Below are 21,918 nucleotides of genomic sequence, written 5' to 3'. Positions count from 1 at the left end.
TTTTTAAGAGCTGGTTATTCTTAATGTGTGAATTCTAAATTGGCAATTAGCTTAATGTCTTTACTTATCGGCACATTTTTATTTTGTCTAAGCACATTGTAATTAAGACCAAAATCTTTGCGGTTGATGTTTCCAGTAATTTCAAAAGATGCTTTTTGCACACCATTATAATTATTGAATCCTATAAACTCGGTATCGAATTCGACCGCTTTTGTGATGTTTTTGATGGTCAGAAAACCTTTCAAAAAATTAATATTCTTGTTTATTTTTTCAAAAGAAGTTGATTTGAATTTTATCAAAGGCGCCTCATCTTTATCAAAGAGATCAGTGAATTTGGCTTCTTTGTTTTTTTCGATTGAAATGTTTTTTTTATCATTTACATTCAATGAAAATTCTATTGAAGCATCTTCAACTTCATTATTCTGTATGGCAACATGCCCTTTTAAATTGTTTTTGTTTCCGGGCAAGTAGCCTATTAGAGAATGTCTAGATTTTATGATAACGTCTGATTCATTAGAATCAATAGCCCATGCATTTTCCATAATGATTAATTTTAGTAATAGTGTTTCCTAAATGTTTGGTTTTTTAATTTTTTAAAATGTATTTCGGAAACTTTAGATACTGGTAAAGTTTCTTGTGTTTTGCAAATGTAAGAAGGAAACTTTAAAAACCAACAAAGTTTCCGATGTTTTTTTTCGATATCTATTATAAGAAAAAACTATAGTTCCATTTTTACAGTAATTTACAATTCAATAATTCACATTTGAATTGTATCTTTGAAGCCTTATATATTCTAAAAGAAAACTCCTAAGAGTAAACCATATCTCATTTTATGCACGCGATTCATCAGTATCAAGAATTTTTTATTACATATTTAGAAAATCAAAAAATCAATAAAGCTCCAAAGAATCTATATGAACCGATAGATTACATATTGAGCTTAGGAGGAAAAAGAATGAGGCCTGTATTGACTTTATTGTCAGCGGAAGTATTTGATGCCGATTATAAAAAAGCACTTCCTGCCGCCATGGCTGTTGAAGTTTTTCATAATTTTTCGCTGGTTCACGATGATATTATGGATGATGCTCCCTTAAGAAGAGGAAAACAGACAGTTCATGAAAAATGGGATATCAATGCCGGAATCCTTTCGGGTGATGCGATGCTGATTTTAGCCTATCAATATTTTGAACAATATGAGCCAATCGTCTTTAGAGATTTGGCAAAACTGTTTAGTAAAACGGCTATCGAAGTTTGTGAAGGACAGCAATGGGACGTTGACTTTGAAACCCGTACCGATGTTACGATTCCGGAATATCTAAAAATGATCGAATATAAAACGGCAGTTTTAGTTGCAGCAGCCATGAAAATGGGAGCGATTATTGCTAATACCTCTGTAGATAATGCTAATTTGATTTATGATTTCGGACTCAATTTAGGATTAGCTTTCCAATTGCAGGATGATTATTTAGATGCTTTTGGTGATCCTGAAACTTTTGGAAAACAAGTAGGCGGTGATATAATCGAAAATAAAAAAACATATTTGTATTTGAAAGCAATCGAATTTTCGACCCCGAAAAAAGCTTCAGAATTAGAAAAATTATTTAGTTTACAGATGGAAGATAATTCAGAAAAAATTGAAACTGCAAAAACTGTTTTTAACCAATCCGGAGCATCAAAAGCTACTCAGGAAGCTATAGAAATGTATACTTTCAAGGCTTTTGAAACTTTAGAAAAAATGACAATTTCAGAAGAGAAAAAGAATATTCTAAAAACTTTTGGTGCAAACCTGATGGGAAGAAAAGTTTAGTAATTGCAATGACAATGGCAAAATTCAATGGCAATAACAATTTAGGAAATTTAATTTTACTTTTCTATTGAATTTTGGTATAGATTTTATCATTGCCATTGCCATTGAATTTTGAAATTAAAAATATGTTTACAGCACCAAAAAATACTGAGTCATTACTTGTTGAAGCGCAAGCCGAAACATTGTATCTGAAATTAATTGAGCAAATCAATAAGGATTTTAATTTGGCCAATGAAGGCGTTGATTTTCCGCTGAGTATTTCGCCCGAAGAATTAAAAATACAATTGCACGAGAAAATATATAGAATGATTCAGTACAAATTTGCCGAATATCTAAACCTGCTTTACATTATTGATGTTTCAGAAGATCAAATAAAAAAATTAGATGGTTCTGATTTAGTAATTCTAGCTGAAGATGTTTCTTTTTTAGTCTTAAAAAGAGAATGGCAGAAGGTTTGGTTTAGAAATAAGTATTCTTCATAAAGTATTGATATTTAGTACGTAATATTGATTTTGTTTTAATTGTGTCGTTTTTTGTGTCGTTTTAAGTTAATAGTATCTGTTCTATACACTCATTTCTGATACTCATAAATATCGCACAAGCTCATTTACTAATTGTTTTTAAGTTGCAAAATTCAATTCTCTTTATTGATAACTTTTATCAATTCAAACCTCATAATAATTTTATTTTTGTACCAAACCTAAAAGTGTATCATTTTAATCTTTTATGGCGAGGTGGTGCGATACAATTTTCGTATCTTTGTAATATAAAATATTAAAATGATACATAATGAAAGTAGTTATATATTCAAGGGTTTCAACAAATAGTCAGGATTTCAAAAGACAGACAGAAGAACTAATGGAGTTCTCAAAAAAGAATAATTATGAGATTGTGAATATTTTTGAAGAAAAGATTTCTGGAGGTAAAACGAATGAAGAAAGACCACAACTTATGGAAATGATAAATTTTGTCAAAATTAACAAAATTGATAAAGTTCTTTGTTGGGAATTATCCCGTATTGGGAGGAACACAATTGAGGTTTTAAAAACTATTCAATTGCTAAATGAAAATTGTATTTCTCTTTATATCAAAAACCACAATATTGAAACCTTAAATGATAAATGCGAAATAAACCCTATGTCGCAGTTTTTAATTCAAATCTTAACTTCCGTTAGTGAGATGGAAAAAACTCAAATCAGACAAAGAATAAAATCAGGGTATGAAAGTTTTAGAAAAAATGGTGGTGTAGTTGGAAGAAAAATAGGTTTCAAAAAAGACAATGAAGCATTACTAACCGAACATAAAGATGTTGTAAAATTATTAAAACAAGGATACTCAGTTAGAAAGACAATGAAATTGACTGAAAAGAGTAGCGGAACAGTACAGAAAATAAAAAAACTAATTATTTAATAATTCCCAACTCCAATAGTATATCCCGCTTCATTCTGCTAAGTGGTTGTCTGTCAAAAAAATCTTCATTATTATAAGTTCCAAAAGCTAGTCTATAAATTTCATCTTCTGAGACAGTTAATTCAGTCATATTTAATATTTTGGTTCAGCTATAATATTTCGTTTTTATTTAAAAGATTATTATAAAATGAGTTAAATTTCTCAATAAAAGTTTTTAAAAAATTATAATTATTAAATTTACCAGCGATAAACCTTAATTATTCATGGATAATTTATTTACGATAGTTTTAAATACAGATGATATATCATTAATTGCAATTTGCGAACGTTATTGGGATATTAATAAAAAAATGAAATATACATATCATGTTAGAGATATAGCGATTCGTTTTGATATTTCACTTCTAAAAGTCACAGAAATTGCTAGTAGCAATTCTGCTTTAATAACCAAATGTGTAAAATGTTCTCAAGAATTAAATGTTTATAGAATGAGAAAGGATTTCCATCCTGATGAATTATTGTCGTTAGAATTTTTTTTATGTAAAGTTTGTCTTGAAGATTATAAAAATCAACAAATCACAAAACTTAAAGTCGAAAAAGAAGTTATTAAAAAACCACCTTTAACTAAAGAACAAAAGTATAAAAGAATGAATTTAGCTCTGGAAAGGAATTTCTGGAATGAACTTGATGAACCTCATCTAGAAACGCTCATTATAATTGCTGAATCAAATAATAAAACAGAAATATTATCAAAAGTTTTTTATGATAATAAAGATATAAATAGTGATTTCCGTTATAAAATTTGGACAAGAATAAATTATCTTGAGAAAGTAGATTTGATTTGGGTAGAAAGAGATGAAAACCAAAAAATTAAAGAATTTCATGTTCTTGATGACTTATGCAAAGTCCTTCGAACAAAATACTCACATTTGTTTTTATCGTGACTAAGCATATTTTTTTATCCAGCAACTTATGAGTGACTTAACTACAGAGGATTTAAACGAATTCCCAGATTTTGAGATATATTTCAATGGACTAAAAACCCTTGATGATTACGATTTCTCAAATTTATCTAATCGGGAGATTTATGACACATTCTATGACTATGCAAAAATTCTTCCCTATTCATACGGAATATTCAATCCTCAAAAATTTAATCAACATATTTTTTTCAGAGTTCGATTAAACATTGATAGAGAAAAAGAGGATATATCTTTAATACACACTTATTCTTATCCTCCCAGTTCAGTTTGTAAAGATAAAGGTCGAGCAAATCTAAATGGGAAAAGTGTTTTTTACTGTTCAAACAATCCAAATGCGGCGATATTAGAGTGTAAACCGAAAATTGGAGACGAAGGTTATTTGAGTTTTTGGAATGGTAATGCTTCTCGACCTGTTAAAGCGGGTATTTGTCTTCCTTATGATTTACCAGATGAAAACGAATGGAACATCATTGCAAAGGATTCTTTTGAATATCTCATTAAATCTTTACCTTATCAGAGTAAAGATAAATTCAAGCATTTCATGGCACTTTATAAATTTATAAGCCACAAATTCATTTCTGAAAAGAATCCTTATCCCCTAACATCAATGCTAAGTAATGAAATGCTATACGGTGATTTACATAGAGATTTTATAATCTATCCAAGTGTTCTTACTGATACAAAATTATGCAATATGGCATTTCATCCCAACTCCGTAATTGAAAACTTAAAATTTGAAAAGGTTTTAAAATTTAAAGTATCTGATATTAAAGATGGAGTCATTCAATTTAATTTGGGTAAAGTTGGATTTATTCAAAACGGAAGAATAAAATGGAGAAACTATCTTGATGAAGAAACAATATTTTTTAGAAAAGAAACTAATAACCCTGTATGAAAGAGAAAGGTTCACAATTTGAAAGAACAATAAGATTAATTCAAGAAGCATTCAAGGATTCTGTAACTACTCAGATCCTGAGTAATTATAAAATCCCAAACGAAAGTGGTAATAATCGTGAAATTGATATTCTTATAATCTCAAAAGTTAATGATTTTGAAATCTATATTGCTATCGAATGTAAAGATTACAGCAAAAAAATACCGGTTGAAAAAATTGAAGCATTCCAATCAAAATGTGATAGGATTAAACAGATTAACAAAAAGATATTTATAAGTTCAAATGGGTTTCAGTCCGACGCTATTAACTCAGCTAGATATTATGGAATAGAGCTATTAACTGCGACGGAATTAAGTCGTGATTATTTAGAAAATATTCTTCCAATAAGACAATTAAAACCCGAAATTTTACCGATTATCAATAATTCGATTTTACATTTTGATTCATCGGAAGATAACTTAAAAGAGATTCAAAAAATATTCAAAGGTGAGATTTACAACGAAATAGACAATTCAGTCACTAACATAAATATTATTCTCAATGACGCAATCATCAAATATCGAAGAGAAATTTTTGGGTTAGCCTTATTTGAATGGATGAAAATGGATAATAAGAATAATGAAGAAATCACATTCCCTGTAAACTTTGGATTACAGTTTTCAAATTCTTACATCCTAGGATTAAACAATGAGCATATTACATTACTCAATGGTACATTTGATGTTTTAGTGAAATTTGGATTTATCTACCCACAAATGATTTCAGGAAGAACATTGAAAGATAAAAATGGAATTGTCAAAGCGAATACAATAAACGTAAAAATAGAAGATAATTTGGAAAGTGAAATGATAATAAGAGATGATGAAGTTAGCGAGTTTTATGTAACTGAAAATAAACAAACTCGAAAGCTAGAAACGCTATTTATTTACAACCCGAAAACTAATAAAATAACTAAACCAAAAAAATAATTAATAAAAAAGTTTCACTTGGATTTAAAACTTAATAAAACTATAGAAAAATTCTCCATTGACTTTGACTTAATAGTTGACAGTATAAATAACTATCTAATTATGTGGAGAGATAGTAGTCAGAGAGACATGGACGAGACATGGAAAACGACTATTGAATGTGTTAATTCATTAGCTAAAATTGCTGAAGCTTGTTTTGCTTATGGTAATTTCAAAGATAATTGGGAATATTCTAATTTTTATCAAAATTTCTCTGGTCCCGAATTAATTATCAAATCATTAAAAACTAATTGTAAGTACAGATTGGGAATAGATAATGACGGTATATATATCTGCACTTATATAAGTCATAACGATAACATCAGATATATGGGAGATGATTTTTGGAAATCTCTATTAGATTTATCAGAATATAAGGGTTTTATTTATGAAGAAAATGAATTTACCCGAACTGATCGAACAAGAGAGTTTCCTCAACTATTTTCTGCGAATAAAAGTATGATATATCGAATAATGAGAAAGTACATATTTGACCAAACTGACCCAGACTTTAGAGAAGGTTCAAGTAGCGTTGGAGAACTTAAAATATTTTTACCTTTTGATACAGATGTAGAAGAAATAATTAGAGAGTTCAGTACTGCATTCAAAATAATGTATCAGTTGAACTATAAGCTTTGGAAAGTAAGTGATTTGAAAAAAAAATGAATTACTAATTATTAAGAACTATATCAATGTCGGAAAAATGTATAAGATGTGGCAGTGAAACCTTCGTTATTGTTAGCGAACATAAATTTCATACCATTTTCAGATGTATATCTTGTAGCTATTTAATGCCAATTAAAATAGAAGATTGTTGCAGAAATCCTTTTTTAAATGTGACAATCGATAATAAAAATCAAGAACGACTTAGACTTCACCGACAATGTCAAAGTTGTGGGGGGTGCTTGGATAGAACGAGACCGTTAAGTCACAAACAACATTCTTCAAAAATAAGATTCGAGTTTAGTCACAATAATTACTCAAACTGGAATGATGAAAGAAACGAAGAATTAAAAAATTTGTGGGAAAGTGTAAAGGATGATAATTATACAAGTTCAAGATTTGGAAAATATTCAAATTATATTCAGTCAGACAAATGGAAAACGATAAGAAATGAAGTTTTAAAACGAGATGAAAATCTTTGCCAAGAATGTAGTACAAATCCTGCAGTCGAAGTACATCATAAAACGTATGATAATTTATTCAATGAAAATATGGAAGACTTAGTTTCTGTGTGCAAAGAATGTCATATTAATATTCATAAAGAATGGGATAGAATTGCAATCGAAAATATTAAAAGTAAAATTATTTCTTAAATCATTCCCTTACTTAAAATGGGTGGTTTTGGAGTGATTAAAAGAAAAAGTGAAACACGAATATCACTTTTTTATTTGGGTCTATTTGGTCAACTCTGAACAATTAAGAAAAGACGGATTTAAAAAGGATGCACAAAGTCTTTTAACCGAACATAAAGAAGTTGTAAAACTATTAAAACAAGGTTATTCCGCTAGAAAAACAATGAAACTAACCGACAAAAGTAGTGGTACAGTTCAAAAGATTAAAAAACTTTTAGAACAATAAAAGTTTATATCCTCAAACCTCAGTTTTCCTTATTTGGAGGTAAATCAAAACTAAAAAATTCATTCAGAGAAACTTCTAATGATTGAATAATTTTAAAAACTGTACTGATAGTTGGATTTGTTTTAACAGTTTCAATTCTTGCAATTTGAGAAAGTGTCAATTCCGACCGATAAGACAATTCCTCTTGGGTTATCCCTTTATTTGAACGTATTTCTTTTATTCGTTTGGCCAACAATCTCAATCCTTCCTCATCAAAGATAAATTTTCGGGATAAATTATCATTCTTTTCCATCTATCAAAAAGAAGATAATAAAGACAAAAATATTATAGCATATTTGCTATAATGTAGATATATTTACAAAAAATATTTATTGTCTCTTGATTATTAACAAAGAAACACCGAGTAAGATATTTGCAGTAAAAACATTAATTTCATTATCATAAAATTTTAACAAACCAATGAAAACCAAAAAAGTATTTTTATCAGTAATGTTTGGACTTCTATTTTTATCAACAAATGGAATAGGACAAACAAAGAAACCAGCTGTAAAAAAAGCAATAACAACTGGATCAGTAAAAGCAACCATTGAAAAAGAATATCAATTTATAGATATAGGGGATGCGAAGTGGATGACAAAAAATCTAAATGTCAGTCATTTCAGAAATGGAGACCCAATTCCAGAAGCAAAAACAGCTGACGAATGGACAAATGCACTAAACAATAAAAAACCTGCTTGGTGTTACTATAAATTAAGTGAGTCAGATAAAGTAAAATACGGCAATCCTCAAAGTGGGAAATATGGCAAAATGTATAACTATTATGCGGTAACAGATTCCAGAGTTTTAGTACCTAAAGGATGGAAAATCGCAACTTTTGAAAATTGGGTAAATTTATTGAATGCCGTTAATGGGGATATCGACTATTTAAAGGTTTCAGATAGTTGGACATACAATAAAGTCAATGCACAAAAAGCAAATAAAACAGGATTCAATTTATTAGCGGCAGGAATGAGATTCGATAGTAGAGCAATGGGGAATTTTGGAGGATTTGATTCTATTGGATTAACAACATCTTTTTGGTATTATGATGAACAAAATAGAAAATATAAATATATAGATTTTGACAATAGTGATAATGATGTTTCATTTAATAGATATTCGGATGGAAACAAAAGTATCTGGGAAGATAATAAAGATTGGGGAGACAGGTGGAAATGGGGTATTTATATAAGATGTGTTAAAGAAGATAATTCGCTAGATATCAAAAATTATTATAATAACGGTGTTGATAAATTTAATGCAAAAGATAACGAAGGTGCTATTAAAGAAATCAATTCTTATATCAAACTTGCTCCGGAAGATTATAATGGATTTTATCTGAGAGGAGCGATAAAAGGTAGGTTAAACGATTGGAAAGGTGCTGTTGAAGATTACGAAGAAGGGTGGAATCTTGTCAAATTAAATTACAAACAAGATGAAGAGAATGCAAAAAATTTAGTGCTTTGTTTAGGATTAGCATATATTCAAATTGGAGACAAAAACAATGCCTGCTTTTATTTCAATGAAGCTCAGAGTAATGGTGATGAAAAAGGCAAAGGTTTTAAAGAAAAATATTGTAATCAATAAATTTATAAAAAAATAACTAAGATGAAGAAAATCAATTTTATGCTAATTATGATTAGCGGGATATTACTAATTTCTTGCGGAGGTAAGAATGACAAAAAAGACGTTGTTAATACAGATGAAATTACAAAAAAAGAAAATGAATGTCCTCTCGACCAACTCCATATTAAAGGACCAACAAACGAACTAAATTATAATAGTGATCAAAATCCCTATACAACTCAAAATATAAAAAGAAATGATGAAAAAGAAAATTTCAGCGGTGTAGGAATTGAAAAAGATCAAAATGACAGTATATTAAATAAAGTAGAAGTAAAAAATGGATGGTTAATAAGATATACACATAGAATTAAAAAAGACAATAAGTATATAACTCTTTCAGATTTAACTTTTGATAGTGGAAAAATAATGAATGGTTATAAAATAATTATAGAAGAAAAGAAACCTAAAATAGAATATACCTCAGCCCTTATAAATTACCAAAATGGTAAGGAGAAATACGAATGGGATATTTTTATTCTTATCGATGATTATATTACTATAAATCAAGGATATGATGAAAATTCCGAATTTTTTGAAGAAACAGATAAAGGAATGTTAATCGGAACTAATAATTATGATTTATCAAAATCAAAAGCCATATCAGGATTTAAAAAAATATTGTTCTTACAGATGGAAAAACCAAACTATTTTTTTAGTCATCCTGATGAAAAGACAATTGATAATGGCCTTAATAGTCTAAAAAAAGAATTACCAAAGTTTGATTATTGGAAAAAATAAAATAAAGAAAGGGGTCAACAACAGTTGACCCCTTTCTTTATATATACAATATTGAAATTGAAACAATACCACCTTAAAGACAATGAAATTATAATAATTGGTAGAGGTAAAACAATAAGACCTCAACAACTACACAAAATATTACTTTGTTTTGATACTGAAAAAATAATAAAAGATTTTGAAACCAATAAAATTGAAAATTACTTATTGAAAGATTGGGAGGTTATGTATTATTTTGTTGTTTTTAGTTCTGTCCTTACGTTTTCTATCGATGAATATGTTACGGTGTTCAATTTATTAAAATCTATCGTTAGGAACGATAAAATTAAAAAAATCCTTCAAACCCAGTAAAACCGATTTTGTTTATTTGGAGTGAATTAAAATTAAAAACAACTTTTTTTATAATTTCAGTATTCATCACGGGTTCGAATTTTCCAAATTTTTTGCCTCTAATTTTTTTAAAAAAATGAATTATTTTCATATTACTTTTGTCAAAGAAATCAAAAACACATCTCTAAATATTTCTATTAGAGGTTAATTTTCAAAAGATTATAAATTAAAATTAAAAAAACTTGCCTTTGGTGAGCAGGGATTTTATTGCTTAAAAATTACTAATCATTAAATATAAAAATTATGAGAACATTATCTATTTTCGACGGAGGATTCACTACTTACCCAAAAATTTTCAAAAAAGTAAAACCTGTTTTAAATATGGCATTACTTACAATTAAAAAGTTTTGTTTGGTTACAGACAAAAAATTCTTTAGTGGTTCTATCAATTCTTTAAAAAACAATTTAGGAATAAAAGTGGATGGAATTCCAACATTCAAAACTCCATATATTTCTGGAAACAAGGGTGTAATATACAATGGATATTATTTGAGTTTAACTGTAAAAAAAGATGTGGTTTCATTGGTTGTAGGTGATGGAAACAACTCTTTAGATATTGACTGTTGGGAATTAAAATCTATTACCAAAGTATTGGATGTTAAAAATGTAAAATGTAATTTTATCACAAATCAGTTTGTAGAGGATTTAATTATGACTGGAAAATTAACAGTACAATTTAGAGTAGGGACTGACAAAAATCACGGGACATATTGGAAACTTAATTAATTCAGATTTACAATTAAAAAACAACAAAATTTTAAACCAACTATTAAAAAAACATGAAACAATTTGAATTGACACAAGACCAAGTTTATAGAATAACTGATGATATTTCAGATGGAGAAATTCAACTTAAAATTGATGATATTAATAAATTTACTCTGTATAGCGGTTTAACACTTAATGATACTTTTGACCAATTAGATATGTCAGTAGAAGATATTGAAGATGTTGAGGTTATATTAGATGAGATTTGCTATGAATTGGAGGAAGATATTTTTGAATCTGAATTATTTAGCAAATCCATTAATTTTCTTGAGCAATATATTAAAAGATTCAATAATGATAATCTTTCTTGTTATTCAGAAAGCAATATAATTGACGGTGAGCATAATATGTATATGGTTATTAGAAGTGAGGATGTTATTGAAAAAATTAAAACTCTTAAATCAATTTTAAAAGATAAAAATTCGATAGAAACTCTCGATAATTATTTTGATGATGATTATCTTGAGGATCTTAATGATGATGATTTTTATATAATCCCATTATCAACTGTAGTAGTTAATTAGATAATAGCATGAAAAAAAATGATAAACTAATAAGTGACTATTGCAACTGCATTAATAAACTATGGGAGGATCCAAAGTCTGAGGGTTACAAGGATTTTGTTGATACTACATATTTAGTTTGGGATTATTTAATAAGCAAAACAAGTTTTAAAGATGATTTTGAGTTTTATTGGTCGCCTGGCATTGTAATTAGTGTTACTGCAAAATCTATTAAAACAGGCTGTCATTTTATGATTGGGTTAGATTTTTTTAAAAGAGAATTATACTTTGATACAGATATTGGACATTGGGAAAATATACGTAATCTAAAAGATGAGTTTATGACGGAGTTTTTTGATATATGCACTAAAAATGGATTTTTATTTTTTCATAATGGCCCATATTACGAAAAAGATATTACTCCAGAATTTAATGCAAAATACAAAAGCAACATTATTAATCTTATGCACAATTATGTGAGTGGAATGTTATTACCAAAACAAGAAAGAGAAAATATTTCGTTTGGAAACTTTCAAGCAATATGGAATCAATCAAAAGATATGCAAACAATAATTAATGAGCTAGAAATAGCTTTTAAGTGGTTTTATAAGTTTAATTATCATTTATGGAAATCAGAAAACATTAGAATGCAGAATAAAAATAATAGAAAATCACGGATAAAGAACTAACTTTTTTTGGGTGTAGTAATGTGTATAATGTAGTTCTCTCATAAAGTCAAATTTTGTTATTTTTCATATACTTATTTTATAATTATAATTGTCATTGGTGAGTAAATCCTTTTGTTTGATTAAGTAATTAACGTACTCATTTTTATCATCCCTCTTTGTAATATCTTCAATGTGAATATTAGGGTTCTTAAAGGTTGTTTGAATGTAGTATTCTAAATGTTGAGGTGAAATAGTGGTTTCTAAAACAATATGAGTATGAACATCGCAACTATCAGGAATTTGATTTCCCATTGAAACCTTGGTAGGATATTCTATAACAAAAAGATAATTTAATTTTTCAAATGAGTTCTTATAATCTTTATTGATTTGATTGAAAAGTTTATTGGTTAGAAAAAATCTTAGTTCTTCGGTTGTTTTACAACCCGTATTGGTTATTGTTATTGAATAAATGGGATTGTTTTGGGAGGTTATTCTGTGAAAACCATATCTTATGTCATCAACAATCATTTGGGGTGTTTTGAAAGTGTTTTTCTTTTTTATCAATGTCATTCATCACTTAATATTTTTATATAATTCAACCAATACAGATAAATAAAATATCTATACAGTTGAATTTGTTAATCTGTTTGCTTTTTATTGCCGTCTATTCACTTTTATTCCAGAGTGTGAGAACTCATTATATTTTAATTCAGTTTTTCAATTTTTACCTTTAATTCATCAATTTGTATTTTAAGTTTTAACTTTTCTTTTTTCTTAAAATCCGTTTCAGCTTGTAACTTCTCTTTGGTCTTTTTGATGGAAACTTGATATTTTCTAATTTTATTCCAATCTATCATTTGACTTATTTAATTTTTCAATAAGGACGATTTCCATTAATTTAAACAATGTCGTTTCTGGATATAAATACAAGTTCTTATATTTAATAATTTCGGTTTGTTGTTTTTTTATTTCTCTTTGAACTTTTGAACGAGGAACTCTTAAGATTTGTTTGATAGTTTCTATATCGTATAGTATTTTATCGTCTTTTATAAATTTTATCATTTTTCTTTCTCCAATATTTTTTTTCTAATTCCTTTTTGTATTCAATTAAAAGGTCATCCACATTCTCATCTTCGTCTTCATCCTTTTCATCTTGAACCTCATTGTCATTATTTATAATTTTATCAAATTCATCAAATTCATTTTCATTTGGTTCTATTGTTTCTTCGTCTTTGAGTTCTTGATTTTCTTTATTGTATTTCTCAACAATAAACTTAACAAAGTTGGTGTGTAAGTGTGTTTTCTTTTTCATAATATAATTTCTTTTTTCTCTGAATTAAAACAAATCGTTTCAATCCATGTATTATATATGAAAGAATTGGAGTGTATTTTTTAAATGATGGATTTTTTAAAGAGATTTTCGATATAGTAGGAGCAGTTGTATATATTTGTATATACAGTATCAAGGTAAATTTTAATTTTTTAAAACGACTGAGTTTAATAGGTCTTATCTGTTAGTTACTAGCAATAGATACGCATAATGTATAACAACTTCGAATAAAACTACTATATGGATAAATTAGAACAATTGAAGCCTTACATTACAGAAATGGATTCATTATTTCAAGAATTATTTGAAGAATTTGAAATATCTGATTTATTGAAAAGAAACGAATTACCAAAATATCGTGGCATTTATGCTTTCTACGAAAACGGAAAACCAATATACGTTGGACGTGCAAATAATATCCGCAAAAGAATTCAATGGCATACCAGAGAAAGTTCAGGAAGTGAAAGCGCAAGTTTTGCATTTAACCTTGCGAAAATGGAATATGCAAAGAAGAGTGAAATAACATTGCAAAGAAAGCAACTAATGCAAATTGAAGAATTTATAGAAATTTTCAGAAAGCATAAATTAAATTTAACAAATATAGAATTCAGATGTATCGCTGTAGAAAATGATATTTTGCAGACAATGTTTGAACCATATCTTGCTTTTAAATTGGGAACTTATCCAATAAATAACACGTTTGAAAATCATTAATAAAAAGCAACTACTGCTGGTAACAGCTTGTACAACGATGATATTTAAGTTTTTTGTGTTAATCAAAAATATTAGATAATGTTTCCGTTATATTTAGTCTTTCGGCTCCAAAATTTCGTCTGATATATTTTTCAGTGATTGAGAGGTTTGAATGACCTAGGGCTTTAGATATGAGATAAACATTGGTGTTTTTTTCTAATAATAGATTTACGAATGTATATCTTGCGGAATGAGAACTAATATTCTGACCTACTGATAAGTCATATATTCTTGACATGATTTTTAGTTTCTGATTGTAATTTTGAACAGAAATTTGAGAACCTCTCCATACTTTATTGTCAATATCAACTTTCATTGAATTCTTAAAATAGTGGTCATTTAACAAATCCTTAAAAAGAAAATCGTTAGGTTTATATTTTTCTTTAAATTTCTTTAGTATTGTTTCTTTTATGTTGAATTCTTGATATTTACTCTTTAAAAGATTTGAAAGGATTTCTTTTTGGACTCTTCTTTTTTTTCTTCCTTCAACGGTATGTCTATCTATTAGTGTTTCATTAGCTTGTTGTTTTATGTAAATTTGGGCATTTTGCATTTTGAATCTTTTTATTGGATTTGGAATGTCTAACACATCCATTAATATGTCCATTATTTTGTCTGAATATTGAATTTGTAATGTATTTTTAGTTTTTGTCATTCCTATTTCAATATGTGATTGTTTGAAATTCTCTACTCTAATAAACAATGCATCTGAAACCCTTAAACCTTGGGTGTATAATGAAAATAGAAATACATTCCTTTCGTAAAAATATCTTTGATCCTTTTGTATGTTGTTTAGTATTTCAATGTCATTTTTGGTTAATACTTTATTGTTAATGTTTTCGTCTTTACCTATTACGATGTCAAATGTGTTTTCATTTATTATATGTCCTTCTCTTTTGGCAATGTTGCAAACTGTTTTTATGACTTGAAAATACTTTCTTATTGTTGATTTTCTTATTGGTTTTGCTTCTCTTCTTTTGATGAGGAAATTCATGTAAGACTTCATTAAATCTCGATTTAAGTCTTCAAAGTGTATTGTTTTTCTAAAATCATTTAATGAATTTAGGACATATTGATTTGTGTGTTTTGTAGATTGTTTGGTTGTATTATCTACTTCTCTTTTGAAAAAATCAGTAAAAGAAGTAAAGTTTACAGATTGAGTTTCTGAAAAGGGGTTGTGGTTTTCGTACTCTCTAACTTTATTGTTGATTTCAATATGATTAAAGTTCTGATTTTTCCCAAACAATAATAAATCTTTAATGTAGGACTTTTCAAAGTCTTTCTTAAACATTTTAAATTTTAGAGATATAAGTTTTTTGTTGCCATGTCCATCAAAAAATCTAATGAATAGAGTTCCTTTGTTTTCTGAATTTATTTGATGTAATATGATGGATTTAGTCATTTGAATATGTTTTATAATTCAAATTTATACAAATTTACATTCAAATAAAAAAGGTGGTGTCGTTTTTGTGTCGTTTGACTATTTTTTTAACAAAATAAAATTTATCTAAGTATCTGTATATTAATTATATAATGTTTTTAAAATATATTTAAAAAGTTTGGTTTAGGAATAAATATAAGTAAAGATTCTAAGTTTCTAAGAGTTTGATAATCTAAGAGTTTAAGAATAATTCTATCTTAGAATCTCAGGAACTTAGAATCTTAGCAACTCCAAAAAATCAAAAATATGCTCTTACAAAAGGCATAAGTGCATCGCTGTACACATTGTCATTTTCGTTAAACAATACATTATAGGCAAGCCCTACGGTTACGTTTCCAGTTCGGTAACCTGCTCCAAGAAACAAAGCTGTATTCCAGAAATTATCGGTATAACTACTATAACCATTATAGGCTTCGTAATGATTATTGACATACGACTCATTTAAGTTTATCGAAAGCTGAATCTCAGGAATCGGATTGATGTAAGTTAGGAAGCTCACTCCATAAATTCCGGAATCGTAATATCCTTTGGAAGAAACATAACTCGCCTGAAGACCTAAACCCGTTGCCAAATAAGGATTTATATTATAAATTGCACTGGGAGCAACAGAAATATCCGTGTAACCGCTGCCAAAACTCAATCCTAATCCACCTCCAAATTGTACTTTTTCCCAAAAAGGATTTCTTGGCTGAGGCATTTGCTGGTATTGAGCTATTACGTTTTCGTAGAAGAACAAGGTAAAAAAGATGAAAAGGTGCTTTGTTAGGGGGGGAAAGGTTGATTTTTTCATACTTCTGGCTTTTTTTAACAAATTTTTACGTAAAAGTACGTAAAAAAATAGATTTAAATAAATTGCTTTATTGTATTTTTGCCGAACTATTTAACAAAAGTATATTCAATAAGATATGGATAGGTTTTCATTTTTAAACGCAGCACACACAGAATTTTTTGCTCAATTATACGATCAATATTTAGAAAACCCAGATAGCGTAGAACCTAGCTGGAGAAGTTTTTTTCAAGGTTTCGATTTTGGAATGACTACTTATAATGATGAAAATCCAGTTCAGCGAATTGTTGAATATGTAGAAAGCAATGCTGACTACAGTTTGGTTTCGGATAAACTGCAAAAAGAATTCAATGTTTTAAAATTAATTGATGGATACCGCACCCGTGGACATTTATTCACAAAAACAAATCCGGTTCGAGATCGCAGAACATATAGCCCGACTTTGGATATTGAAAATTTCGGATTAACAACTGCTGATCTTTCAACTGTTTTTGATGCAGCTCAGGTAATTGGTGTTCCACCGTGTTCTTTGCAGGATATTGTAGATCGCCTTAAAGCTATTTACTGTCAGTATATTGGGGTTGAATATATGTATATTAGGAATCCTAGTGTTGTAAAATGGATTCAAGACAAATTGGGAGTAAATAATAATCAGCCTAATTTCTCTGTTGAGGAAAAGAAAACAATCTTAAATAAATTAAATCAAGCAGTTTCTTTCGAGAATTTTTTGCATACCAAATATGTAGGGCAAAAACGTTTCTCATTAGAAGGAGGAGAATCTGTAATTCCAGCTCTTGATGCTTTGATCGAAAAAGCGGCCGAAAAAGGAGTAGAGCAGTTTGTGATGGGAATGGCTCACCGCGGGCGCTTGAATGTCTTGGCTAACATTTTCGGAAAATCAACTCAGGATATCTTCGGTGAATTTGACGGAAAAGATTACGATCAGGAATACTTTGACGGGGATGTAAAATACCACTTAGGTCTTACTGCTGATAAAGTAACTAAATCTGGTAAAAAAATAAACATCAATTTAGCTCCAAATCCTTCGCATCTTGAAACAGTAGGTGCAGTAATCGAAGGAATTACAAGAGCCAAACAAGATAAATATTTTGCAGATGATTTCTCTAAAGTTTTGCCAATTGCCGTTCACGGTGATGCTGCAATTGCAGGGCAGGGGATTTTGTATGAAATCATTCAAATGTCATTGCTTGACGGATACAAAACAGGCGGTACGATTCACATTGTAATCAATAACCAGGTTGGTTTTACAACAAACTATTTAGATGCTCGTTCCTCTACTTATTGTACAGATGTTGCCAAAGTGACGCTTTCGCCAGTATTGCACGTAAATGCTGATGATGCAGAGGCTGTTGTACATGCAGTATCCTTTGCGTTGGATTACAGAATGGAGTATGGCCGCGACGTCTTTATCGATTTATTAGGATACAGAAAATACGGTCATAACGAAGGTGATGAACCTCGTTTTACACAACCAGTTTTATATAAAATCATTGCAAAACATCAAAACCCTAGAGACATTTATGCCGAGAAATTATTGGCAGAAGGCGTTATCGATGCTTCTTTTGTAAATGCATTAGAAAAAGAATACAAAGCAGATCTTGAAGAAAATTTAGAAGCTTCCCGCAAAAAAGACCTGACAATCATTACTCCATTTATGCAGAATGAATGGAAAGGATTCAAACAGGTTTCTGATGATGTGATGCTTCAAAATGTAGATACATCTTTTGCTAAAAAATCTTTGGATTCTATTATCAAAACGGTATCGACTTTACCATCTGATAAAAAATTCATTAACAAAATAACCAAAATTGTTTCTGACAGAAAAGCAGGATACGATAACAATACTATCGATTGGGGAACTGCCGAAACATTAGCCTACGGTTCGCTTTTGAATGAAGGATTTGATATTCGAATTTCAGGGCAAGACGTAGAGCGTGGGACATTCTCTCACCGTCATGCCGTAGTTAAAGTAGAAGATTCTGAAGAAGAAGTAATCTTATTGAACGCTATCGAAAACAAAAAAGGAAACTTCGGTATTTTCAATTCACATTTATCTGAATATGGTGTTCTTGGTTTTGATTACGGTTACGCCTTAGCAAATCCAAATGCATTAACTATTTGGGAAGCACAATTTGGAGATTTCAGCAATGGAGCCCAAATTATGATTGATCAATATATTTCTTGCGGTGAAGACAAATGGAACAATCAAAACGGTATTGTTTTATTATTGCCTCACGGATACGAAGGACAGGGAGCAGAGCACTCATCTGCAAGAATGGAGCGTTACTTACAGCTTTGTGCCAGACACAATATGTATGTTGCCGATTGTACAACGCCAGCCAACTTTTTCCACTTGTTGAGAAGACAAATGAAAACAACTTTCCGTAAACCGCTTGTTGTTTTCTCTCCAAAAAGTTTATTGCGTGACCCAAGATGCGTGTCTTCAGTGGAAGAATTAGCAAAAGGAAGTTTCCAAGAAACTATTGATGACGAAACAGTAAATAAAAAGGACGTAAAAACATTGGTTTTCTGTACAGGTAAATTCTATTATGATATTGTTGCCGAAAGAGAAAACAGCGGAAGAAATGATGTTGCAGTTGTTCGTGTCGAGCAATTATTTCCTTTCCCGGCAGAACAGATTAAAGCAATTATCGCTAAATATCCAAATGCTGACGATTATGTTTGGGCACAGGAAGAGCCTAAAAACATGGGTGCTTACAGCTTTATGCTGATGAATTTTGACTTTATCAAATGGAGATTGGCTTCATTAAAAGCGTATGCTGCACCAGCTTCTGGAAGTTATACAAGAGCAAAACGCCGTCATGCTGATGCTATCAGAATGGTATTTGACAAAAATTTATTCAGATAATAATAAGGAGCTATTTCCTGCTGTACACTGTATCTTTTTATTTTTAAAGGAAAAATAAAAAGGATGCCGTTTCCATCAGGGCTAGAAAGTACAATGAACAAGTGTTCTTTTAAGGACAATTTTAGAATATAAAATTCATAATTTAAAATAATAAGACATGATTTTAGAAATGAAAGTCCCATCACCAGGGGAATCAATCAAAGAAGTAGAAATTGCAACATGGTTAGTTAAGGACGGAGATTATGTAGAAAAAGACCAAGCTATTGCTGAGGTTGATTCTGACAAAGCAACACTTGAATTGCCAGCTGAAATGAGCGGAATTATCACGTTAAAAGCAGAAGAAGGTGACACAGTAGCGGTTGGGGCAGTAGTTTGTCTTATTGATACTGACGGTGCAAAACCATCAGGTTCAGCTCCTGCAGCTGAAGCGCCAAAAGCAACACCTGCACCAGTGGCTCCGGCTCCGGTAGCCGCAGCACCTGCACCAGCAGCATCTTATGCAGCAGGGACTCCATCTCCAGCAGCTAAAAAAATATTAGAAGAAAAAAATATCGCTCCAGCAACAATATCAGGAACTGGTAAAGGCGGAAGAATAACTAAAGACGACGCTGTAAATGCAGTGCCTTCAATGGGAACTCCAACTGGTGGCAACCGTGGTTCTGAGCGTACAAAATTATCAATGCTGCGTCGTAAAGTTGCTGAGAGATTAGTAGCTGCTAAAAACGAAACAGCAATGTTAACTACTTTCAACGAAGTTAACATGACGCCAATCAACCAGATTCGTAACGAATACAAAGATGCTTTCAAAGCAAAACACGGCGGACTCGGTTTAGGATATATGTCTTTCTTTACTAAAGCCGTTACAAGAGCTTTAGAATTGTATCCAGACGTAAACTCTATGATGGATGGAGATTATAAAATAGCTTATGATTTTGCTGATATTTCAATCGCAGTTTCAGGACCAAAAGGACTTATGGTTCCTGTAGTTCGTAATGCTGAAAACTTGACTTTCCGTGGAGTTGAAGCTGAAATTAAAAGATTGGCACTTAGAGCCCGTGACGGTCAAATCACTGTTGACGACATGACTGGAGGAACTTTCACAATCACTAATGGTGGTGTTTTTGGTTCTATGTTATCTACTCCAATTATCAACCCTCCTCAATCTGGAATCCTTGGAATGCACAACATTATCGAGCGTCCTATTGCTGTAAATGGTAAAGTGGAAATTCACCCAATGATGTATGTTGCTCTTTCTTATGACCACAGAATTATCGACGGTCGTGAGTCTGTTGGTTTCTTGGTTGCTGTAAAAGAAGCGTTGGAAAACCCATTAGAATTATTGATGGGTGGGAATGCTAAAAAAGCATTGGAATTGTAATTAAATAACTTTCAATATTAAAAACCCAAATTCCAATTAAGGAGTTTGGGTTTTTTGTTTATAAATATATTGCGTAATTATACGCAATATTGATTTTTAATATATTTTTGTTTAAAACCCAAATAATGTCAAATTCCATTTTTCAACAACTCGATTTTAATGACTTTGCAAAAGATTGCAAGGAAATTGATATTGAAATTTTTAGTGTTGAAAAATTCGGAATTATTAAAGTTTATGAAAATGAGGGGCAACCAGCTCTTTTCTTAAAAGAAGTAGAATCTTTCGATTTTCAAACATTAAAATTGATTTCTGAAATTCAGCACACTTGTTGGAATTTTCAAAAAGTATTATTTCTCTATGTTTATACCAAAACTGAAATCAGAATTTATAATTGTTCTGAAAAGCCATTTGGATATAATGTAAATGACGAAAAAATTAATTTAGAAAAAGAACTTCAAAATCTTGAACTTTTTTCTTGTGTAGAAACGGATCAATCAAAACTTAAAACATTAAATAATCTTTTTTCTAGGATTGCTATTGACACTGGTTTTATTTGGTCTTCTTTAGAAGCAAATGAGATAAAGAAAAAAATAAATCTTCAAAATAGAGTTGATAAATTTTTAATTCAGAGCCTTATTAAGGTTGCGAGAGCATTAGATGATAATGGATTAAATAATAAGTTAATTATCCATAAGTTAATTATGCGTTCTTTGTTTTTGTTTTATTTAGAAGATAAAAAAGCGACATCAATTGATTTATATGAATCTTTTTACGTGGTGCTACTTCTTATTTTGACATTCTCGAAAGTACAGAAGCAACTTATAATTTATTTGAAAAACTAGCAGATGATTTTAACGGTAGTTTATTCAATTTTGAAGAAAATGAAAAAGATTCTGTCACAAAAGAGCATTTATCTTTAATTAA

26 protein-coding genes are annotated in these 21,918 nt (G+C 29.7%); 18 read left to right on the top strand and 8 right to left on the bottom strand.

Features of this window, described 5'->3' with window-relative positions; genetic code table 11:
* Window positions 1-20 precede the first annotated feature (20 nt).
* A complete protein-coding gene (locus CLU83_RS15170) occupies window positions 21-542 on the bottom strand; it encodes a YceI family protein (protein ID WP_100432387.1) in 522 nt (173 codons plus the stop codon).
* 290 nt (window positions 543-832) lie between these two features.
* Here CLU83_RS15170 and CLU83_RS15165 point away from each other — a divergent pair, with 290 nt between their 5' ends.
* From CLU83_RS15165 to CLU83_RS15155, 3 genes are all read left to right on the top strand, one after another.
* Window positions 833-1,807: a polyprenyl synthetase family protein gene (locus tag CLU83_RS15165; RefSeq protein WP_100432386.1), complete on the top strand. Its 975-nt coding sequence runs from the start codon at window positions 833-835 to the stop codon at window positions 1,805-1,807.
* Window positions 1,808-1,932: 125 nt separating this feature from the next.
* On the top strand, window positions 1,933-2,289 hold the full coding sequence (locus CLU83_RS15160) for a hypothetical protein (RefSeq protein ID WP_100433759.1): 357 nt from the start codon (window positions 1,933-1,935) through the stop codon (window positions 2,287-2,289).
* Window positions 2,290-2,596: 307 nt separating this feature from the next.
* Window positions 2,597-3,217 (top strand): recombinase family protein, encoded by a 621-nt coding sequence (locus CLU83_RS15155; protein WP_198512300.1) that lies wholly within the window; start codon window positions 2,597-2,599, stop codon window positions 3,215-3,217.
* Here the strand turns inward: CLU83_RS15155 and CLU83_RS22290 are convergent.
* Window positions 3,210-3,347, bottom strand: coding sequence for a hypothetical protein (locus CLU83_RS22290; protein WP_198512299.1), 138 nt, complete (start codon window positions 3,345-3,347; stop codon window positions 3,210-3,212). The genes CLU83_RS15155 and CLU83_RS22290 overlap by 8 nt on opposite strands.
* A 133-nt stretch (window positions 3,348-3,480) precedes the next feature.
* On the opposite strand from CLU83_RS22290, the gene CLU83_RS15150 reads away from it, so the two are divergent.
* From CLU83_RS15150 to CLU83_RS15125, 6 genes are all read left to right on the top strand, one after another.
* Window positions 3,481-4,161 (top strand): hypothetical protein, encoded by a 681-nt coding sequence (locus tag CLU83_RS15150; RefSeq protein ID WP_100432384.1) that lies wholly within the window; start codon window positions 3,481-3,483, stop codon window positions 4,159-4,161.
* A gap of 28 nt (window positions 4,162-4,189) precedes the next feature.
* Window positions 4,190-5,095: a hypothetical protein gene (locus CLU83_RS15145; RefSeq protein WP_100432383.1), complete on the top strand. Its 906-nt coding sequence runs from the start codon at window positions 4,190-4,192 to the stop codon at window positions 5,093-5,095.
* A complete protein-coding gene (locus CLU83_RS15140; RefSeq protein ID WP_100432382.1) occupies window positions 5,092-6,063 on the top strand; it encodes a restriction endonuclease in 972 nt (323 codons plus the stop codon). Before CLU83_RS15145 ends, CLU83_RS15140 begins: the two co-directional genes overlap by 4 nt.
* A gap of 18 nt (window positions 6,064-6,081) precedes the next feature.
* Window positions 6,082-6,768 carry a hypothetical protein gene (locus tag CLU83_RS15135; RefSeq protein WP_157802109.1) on the top strand — a complete coding sequence of 229 codons (687 nt, stop codon included), beginning with the start codon at window positions 6,082-6,084 and terminating at the stop codon, window positions 6,766-6,768.
* A gap of 125 nt (window positions 6,769-6,893) precedes the next feature.
* Window positions 6,894-7,418 carry an HNH endonuclease gene (locus CLU83_RS15130; RefSeq protein WP_100432380.1) on the top strand — a complete coding sequence of 175 codons (525 nt, stop codon included), beginning with the start codon at window positions 6,894-6,896 and terminating at the stop codon, window positions 7,416-7,418.
* Window positions 7,419-7,467: 49 nt separating this feature from the next.
* Window positions 7,468-7,683: a hypothetical protein gene (locus tag CLU83_RS15125; RefSeq protein ID WP_100432379.1), complete on the top strand. Its 216-nt coding sequence runs from the start codon at window positions 7,468-7,470 to the stop codon at window positions 7,681-7,683.
* A gap of 19 nt (window positions 7,684-7,702) precedes the next feature.
* Here the strand turns inward: CLU83_RS15125 and CLU83_RS15120 are convergent, their stop codons facing one another.
* Complete coding sequence (locus tag CLU83_RS15120; protein WP_100432378.1) at window positions 7,703-7,975, bottom strand: helix-turn-helix transcriptional regulator; 273 nt, start codon at window positions 7,973-7,975, stop codon at window positions 7,703-7,705.
* A gap of 167 nt (window positions 7,976-8,142) precedes the next feature.
* On the opposite strand from CLU83_RS15120, the gene CLU83_RS15115 reads away from it, so the two are divergent.
* The 5 genes from CLU83_RS15115 to CLU83_RS15090 all read left to right on the top strand — a co-directional run bounded on the left by CLU83_RS15115 (window position 8,143) and on the right by CLU83_RS15090 (window position 12,436).
* Window positions 8,143-9,309, top strand: a complete 1,167-nt coding sequence (locus CLU83_RS15115; protein WP_100432377.1) for an FISUMP domain-containing protein — start codon at window positions 8,143-8,145, stop codon at window positions 9,307-9,309.
* 21 nt (window positions 9,310-9,330) lie between these two features.
* Window positions 9,331-10,086 (top strand): hypothetical protein, encoded by a 756-nt coding sequence (locus tag CLU83_RS15110; RefSeq protein WP_100432376.1) that lies wholly within the window; start codon window positions 9,331-9,333, stop codon window positions 10,084-10,086.
* 633 nt (window positions 10,087-10,719) lie between these two features.
* A complete protein-coding gene (locus CLU83_RS15100; RefSeq protein WP_100432374.1) occupies window positions 10,720-11,202 on the top strand; it encodes a hypothetical protein in 483 nt (160 codons plus the stop codon).
* A gap of 53 nt (window positions 11,203-11,255) precedes the next feature.
* Complete coding sequence (locus CLU83_RS15095) at window positions 11,256-11,768, top strand: hypothetical protein (RefSeq protein WP_100432373.1); 513 nt, start codon at window positions 11,256-11,258, stop codon at window positions 11,766-11,768.
* Window positions 11,769-11,776: 8 nt separating this feature from the next.
* Window positions 11,777-12,436 (top strand): hypothetical protein, encoded by a 660-nt coding sequence (locus CLU83_RS15090; protein ID WP_100432372.1) that lies wholly within the window; start codon window positions 11,777-11,779, stop codon window positions 12,434-12,436.
* 63 nt (window positions 12,437-12,499) lie between these two features.
* On the opposite strand, the gene CLU83_RS15085 is transcribed toward CLU83_RS15090, so the two are convergent.
* From CLU83_RS15085 to CLU83_RS15075, 3 genes are all read right to left on the bottom strand, one after another.
* The gene (locus tag CLU83_RS15085; protein WP_100432371.1) at window positions 12,500-12,985 is read right to left on the bottom strand and encodes a hypothetical protein; all 486 of its coding nucleotides are present in this window, start codon (window positions 12,983-12,985) and stop codon (window positions 12,500-12,502) included.
* Between the two features lie 134 nt (window positions 12,986-13,119).
* Complete coding sequence (locus CLU83_RS22145; RefSeq protein ID WP_157802107.1) at window positions 13,120-13,272, bottom strand: hypothetical protein; 153 nt, start codon at window positions 13,270-13,272, stop codon at window positions 13,120-13,122.
* Window positions 13,273-13,451: 179 nt separating this feature from the next.
* The gene (locus CLU83_RS15075) at window positions 13,452-13,727 is read right to left on the bottom strand and encodes a hypothetical protein (protein ID WP_100432369.1); all 276 of its coding nucleotides are present in this window, start codon (window positions 13,725-13,727) and stop codon (window positions 13,452-13,454) included.
* Window positions 13,728-13,985: 258 nt separating this feature from the next.
* Between CLU83_RS15075 and CLU83_RS15070 the strand changes: the two genes are divergently transcribed.
* Complete coding sequence (locus tag CLU83_RS15070; protein WP_100432368.1) at window positions 13,986-14,459, top strand: GIY-YIG nuclease family protein; 474 nt, start codon at window positions 13,986-13,988, stop codon at window positions 14,457-14,459.
* A gap of 58 nt (window positions 14,460-14,517) precedes the next feature.
* Here CLU83_RS15070 and CLU83_RS15065 read toward each other — a convergent pair whose 3' ends face one another.
* Together CLU83_RS15065 and CLU83_RS15060 are read right to left on the bottom strand one after the other, a co-directional pair.
* Complete coding sequence (locus tag CLU83_RS15065; RefSeq protein WP_100432367.1) at window positions 14,518-15,900, bottom strand: site-specific integrase; 1,383 nt, start codon at window positions 15,898-15,900, stop codon at window positions 14,518-14,520.
* Window positions 15,901-16,177: 277 nt separating this feature from the next.
* Entirely contained in the window at window positions 16,178-16,729 is a 552-nt protein-coding gene (locus tag CLU83_RS15060) for a hypothetical protein (RefSeq protein WP_232727133.1), read from the bottom strand.
* A 115-nt stretch (window positions 16,730-16,844) separates the two neighbouring features.
* Between CLU83_RS15060 and CLU83_RS15055 the strand changes: the two genes are divergently transcribed.
* From CLU83_RS15055 to CLU83_RS22285, 3 genes are all read left to right on the top strand, one after another.
* Window positions 16,845-19,616 carry a 2-oxoglutarate dehydrogenase E1 component gene (locus tag CLU83_RS15055; RefSeq protein ID WP_100432365.1) on the top strand — a complete coding sequence of 924 codons (2,772 nt, stop codon included), beginning with the start codon at window positions 16,845-16,847 and terminating at the stop codon, window positions 19,614-19,616.
* Between the two features lie 157 nt (window positions 19,617-19,773).
* Window positions 19,774-20,994, top strand: coding sequence for a 2-oxoglutarate dehydrogenase complex dihydrolipoyllysine-residue succinyltransferase (gene odhB, locus CLU83_RS15045; protein ID WP_100432363.1), 1,221 nt, complete (start codon window positions 19,774-19,776; stop codon window positions 20,992-20,994).
* Between the two features lie 125 nt (window positions 20,995-21,119).
* Complete coding sequence (locus tag CLU83_RS22285; protein WP_198512298.1) at window positions 21,120-21,836, top strand: hypothetical protein; 717 nt, start codon at window positions 21,120-21,122, stop codon at window positions 21,834-21,836.
* Window positions 21,837-21,918: the final 82 nt, after the last annotated feature.

Origin of the sequence: Flavobacterium sp. 1 (genome assembly GCF_002797935.1) — a bacterium.
Taxonomy (GTDB): domain Bacteria; phylum Bacteroidota; class Bacteroidia; order Flavobacteriales; family Flavobacteriaceae; genus Flavobacterium.
Note: the sequence above shows the minus strand (reverse complement) of the source record. Positions and strands in the feature narration are given on the sequence as shown.

Coding starts and splice junctions, on each gene's coding strand:
- CLU83_RS15085 (WP_100432371.1), bottom strand. CDS start 12,985: ATGACATTGATAAAAAAGAAAAACACTTTCAAAACACCCCAAATGATT.
- CLU83_RS15145 (WP_100432383.1), top strand. CDS start 4,190: ATGAGTGACTTAACTACAGAGGATTTAAACGAATTCCCAGATTTTGAG.
- CLU83_RS15100 (WP_100432374.1), top strand. CDS start 10,720: ATGAGAACATTATCTATTTTCGACGGAGGATTCACTACTTACCCAAAA.
- CLU83_RS15065 (WP_100432367.1), bottom strand. CDS start 15,900: ATGACTAAATCCATCATATTACATCAAATAAATTCAGAAAACAAAGGA.
- CLU83_RS15130 (WP_100432380.1), top strand. CDS start 6,894: ATGCCAATTAAAATAGAAGATTGTTGCAGAAATCCTTTTTTAAATGTG.
- CLU83_RS15165 (WP_100432386.1), top strand. CDS start 833: ATGCACGCGATTCATCAGTATCAAGAATTTTTTATTACATATTTAGAA.
- CLU83_RS15070 (WP_100432368.1), top strand. CDS start 13,986: ATGGATAAATTAGAACAATTGAAGCCTTACATTACAGAAATGGATTCA.
- CLU83_RS15155 (WP_198512300.1), top strand. CDS start 2,597: ATGAAAGTAGTTATATATTCAAGGGTTTCAACAAATAGTCAGGATTTC.
- CLU83_RS15090 (WP_100432372.1), top strand. CDS start 11,777: ATGAAAAAAAATGATAAACTAATAAGTGACTATTGCAACTGCATTAAT.
- CLU83_RS15095 (WP_100432373.1), top strand. CDS start 11,256: ATGAAACAATTTGAATTGACACAAGACCAAGTTTATAGAATAACTGAT.
- CLU83_RS15120 (WP_100432378.1), bottom strand. CDS start 7,975: ATGGAAAAGAATGATAATTTATCCCGAAAATTTATCTTTGATGAGGAA.
- CLU83_RS15075 (WP_100432369.1), bottom strand. CDS start 13,727: ATGAAAAAGAAAACACACTTACACACCAACTTTGTTAAGTTTATTGTT.
- CLU83_RS22145 (WP_157802107.1), bottom strand. CDS start 13,272: ATGATAGATTGGAATAAAATTAGAAAATATCAAGTTTCCATCAAAAAG.
- CLU83_RS22285 (WP_198512298.1), top strand. CDS start 21,120: ATGTCAAATTCCATTTTTCAACAACTCGATTTTAATGACTTTGCAAAA.
- odhB (WP_100432363.1), top strand. CDS start 19,774: ATGATTTTAGAAATGAAAGTCCCATCACCAGGGGAATCAATCAAAGAA.
- CLU83_RS22290 (WP_198512299.1), bottom strand. CDS start 3,347: ATGACTGAATTAACTGTCTCAGAAGATGAAATTTATAGACTAGCTTTT.
- CLU83_RS15150 (WP_100432384.1), top strand. CDS start 3,481: ATGGATAATTTATTTACGATAGTTTTAAATACAGATGATATATCATTA.
- CLU83_RS15055 (WP_100432365.1), top strand. CDS start 16,845: ATGGATAGGTTTTCATTTTTAAACGCAGCACACACAGAATTTTTTGCT.
- CLU83_RS15140 (WP_100432382.1), top strand. CDS start 5,092: ATGAAAGAGAAAGGTTCACAATTTGAAAGAACAATAAGATTAATTCAA.
- CLU83_RS15160 (WP_100433759.1), top strand. CDS start 1,933: ATGTTTACAGCACCAAAAAATACTGAGTCATTACTTGTTGAAGCGCAA.
- CLU83_RS15170 (WP_100432387.1), bottom strand. CDS start 542: ATGGAAAATGCATGGGCTATTGATTCTAATGAATCAGACGTTATCATA.
- CLU83_RS15115 (WP_100432377.1), top strand. CDS start 8,143: ATGAAAACCAAAAAAGTATTTTTATCAGTAATGTTTGGACTTCTATTT.
- CLU83_RS15060 (WP_232727133.1), bottom strand. CDS start 16,729: ATGAAAAAATCAACCTTTCCCCCCCTAACAAAGCACCTTTTCATCTTT.
- CLU83_RS15110 (WP_100432376.1), top strand. CDS start 9,331: ATGAAGAAAATCAATTTTATGCTAATTATGATTAGCGGGATATTACTA.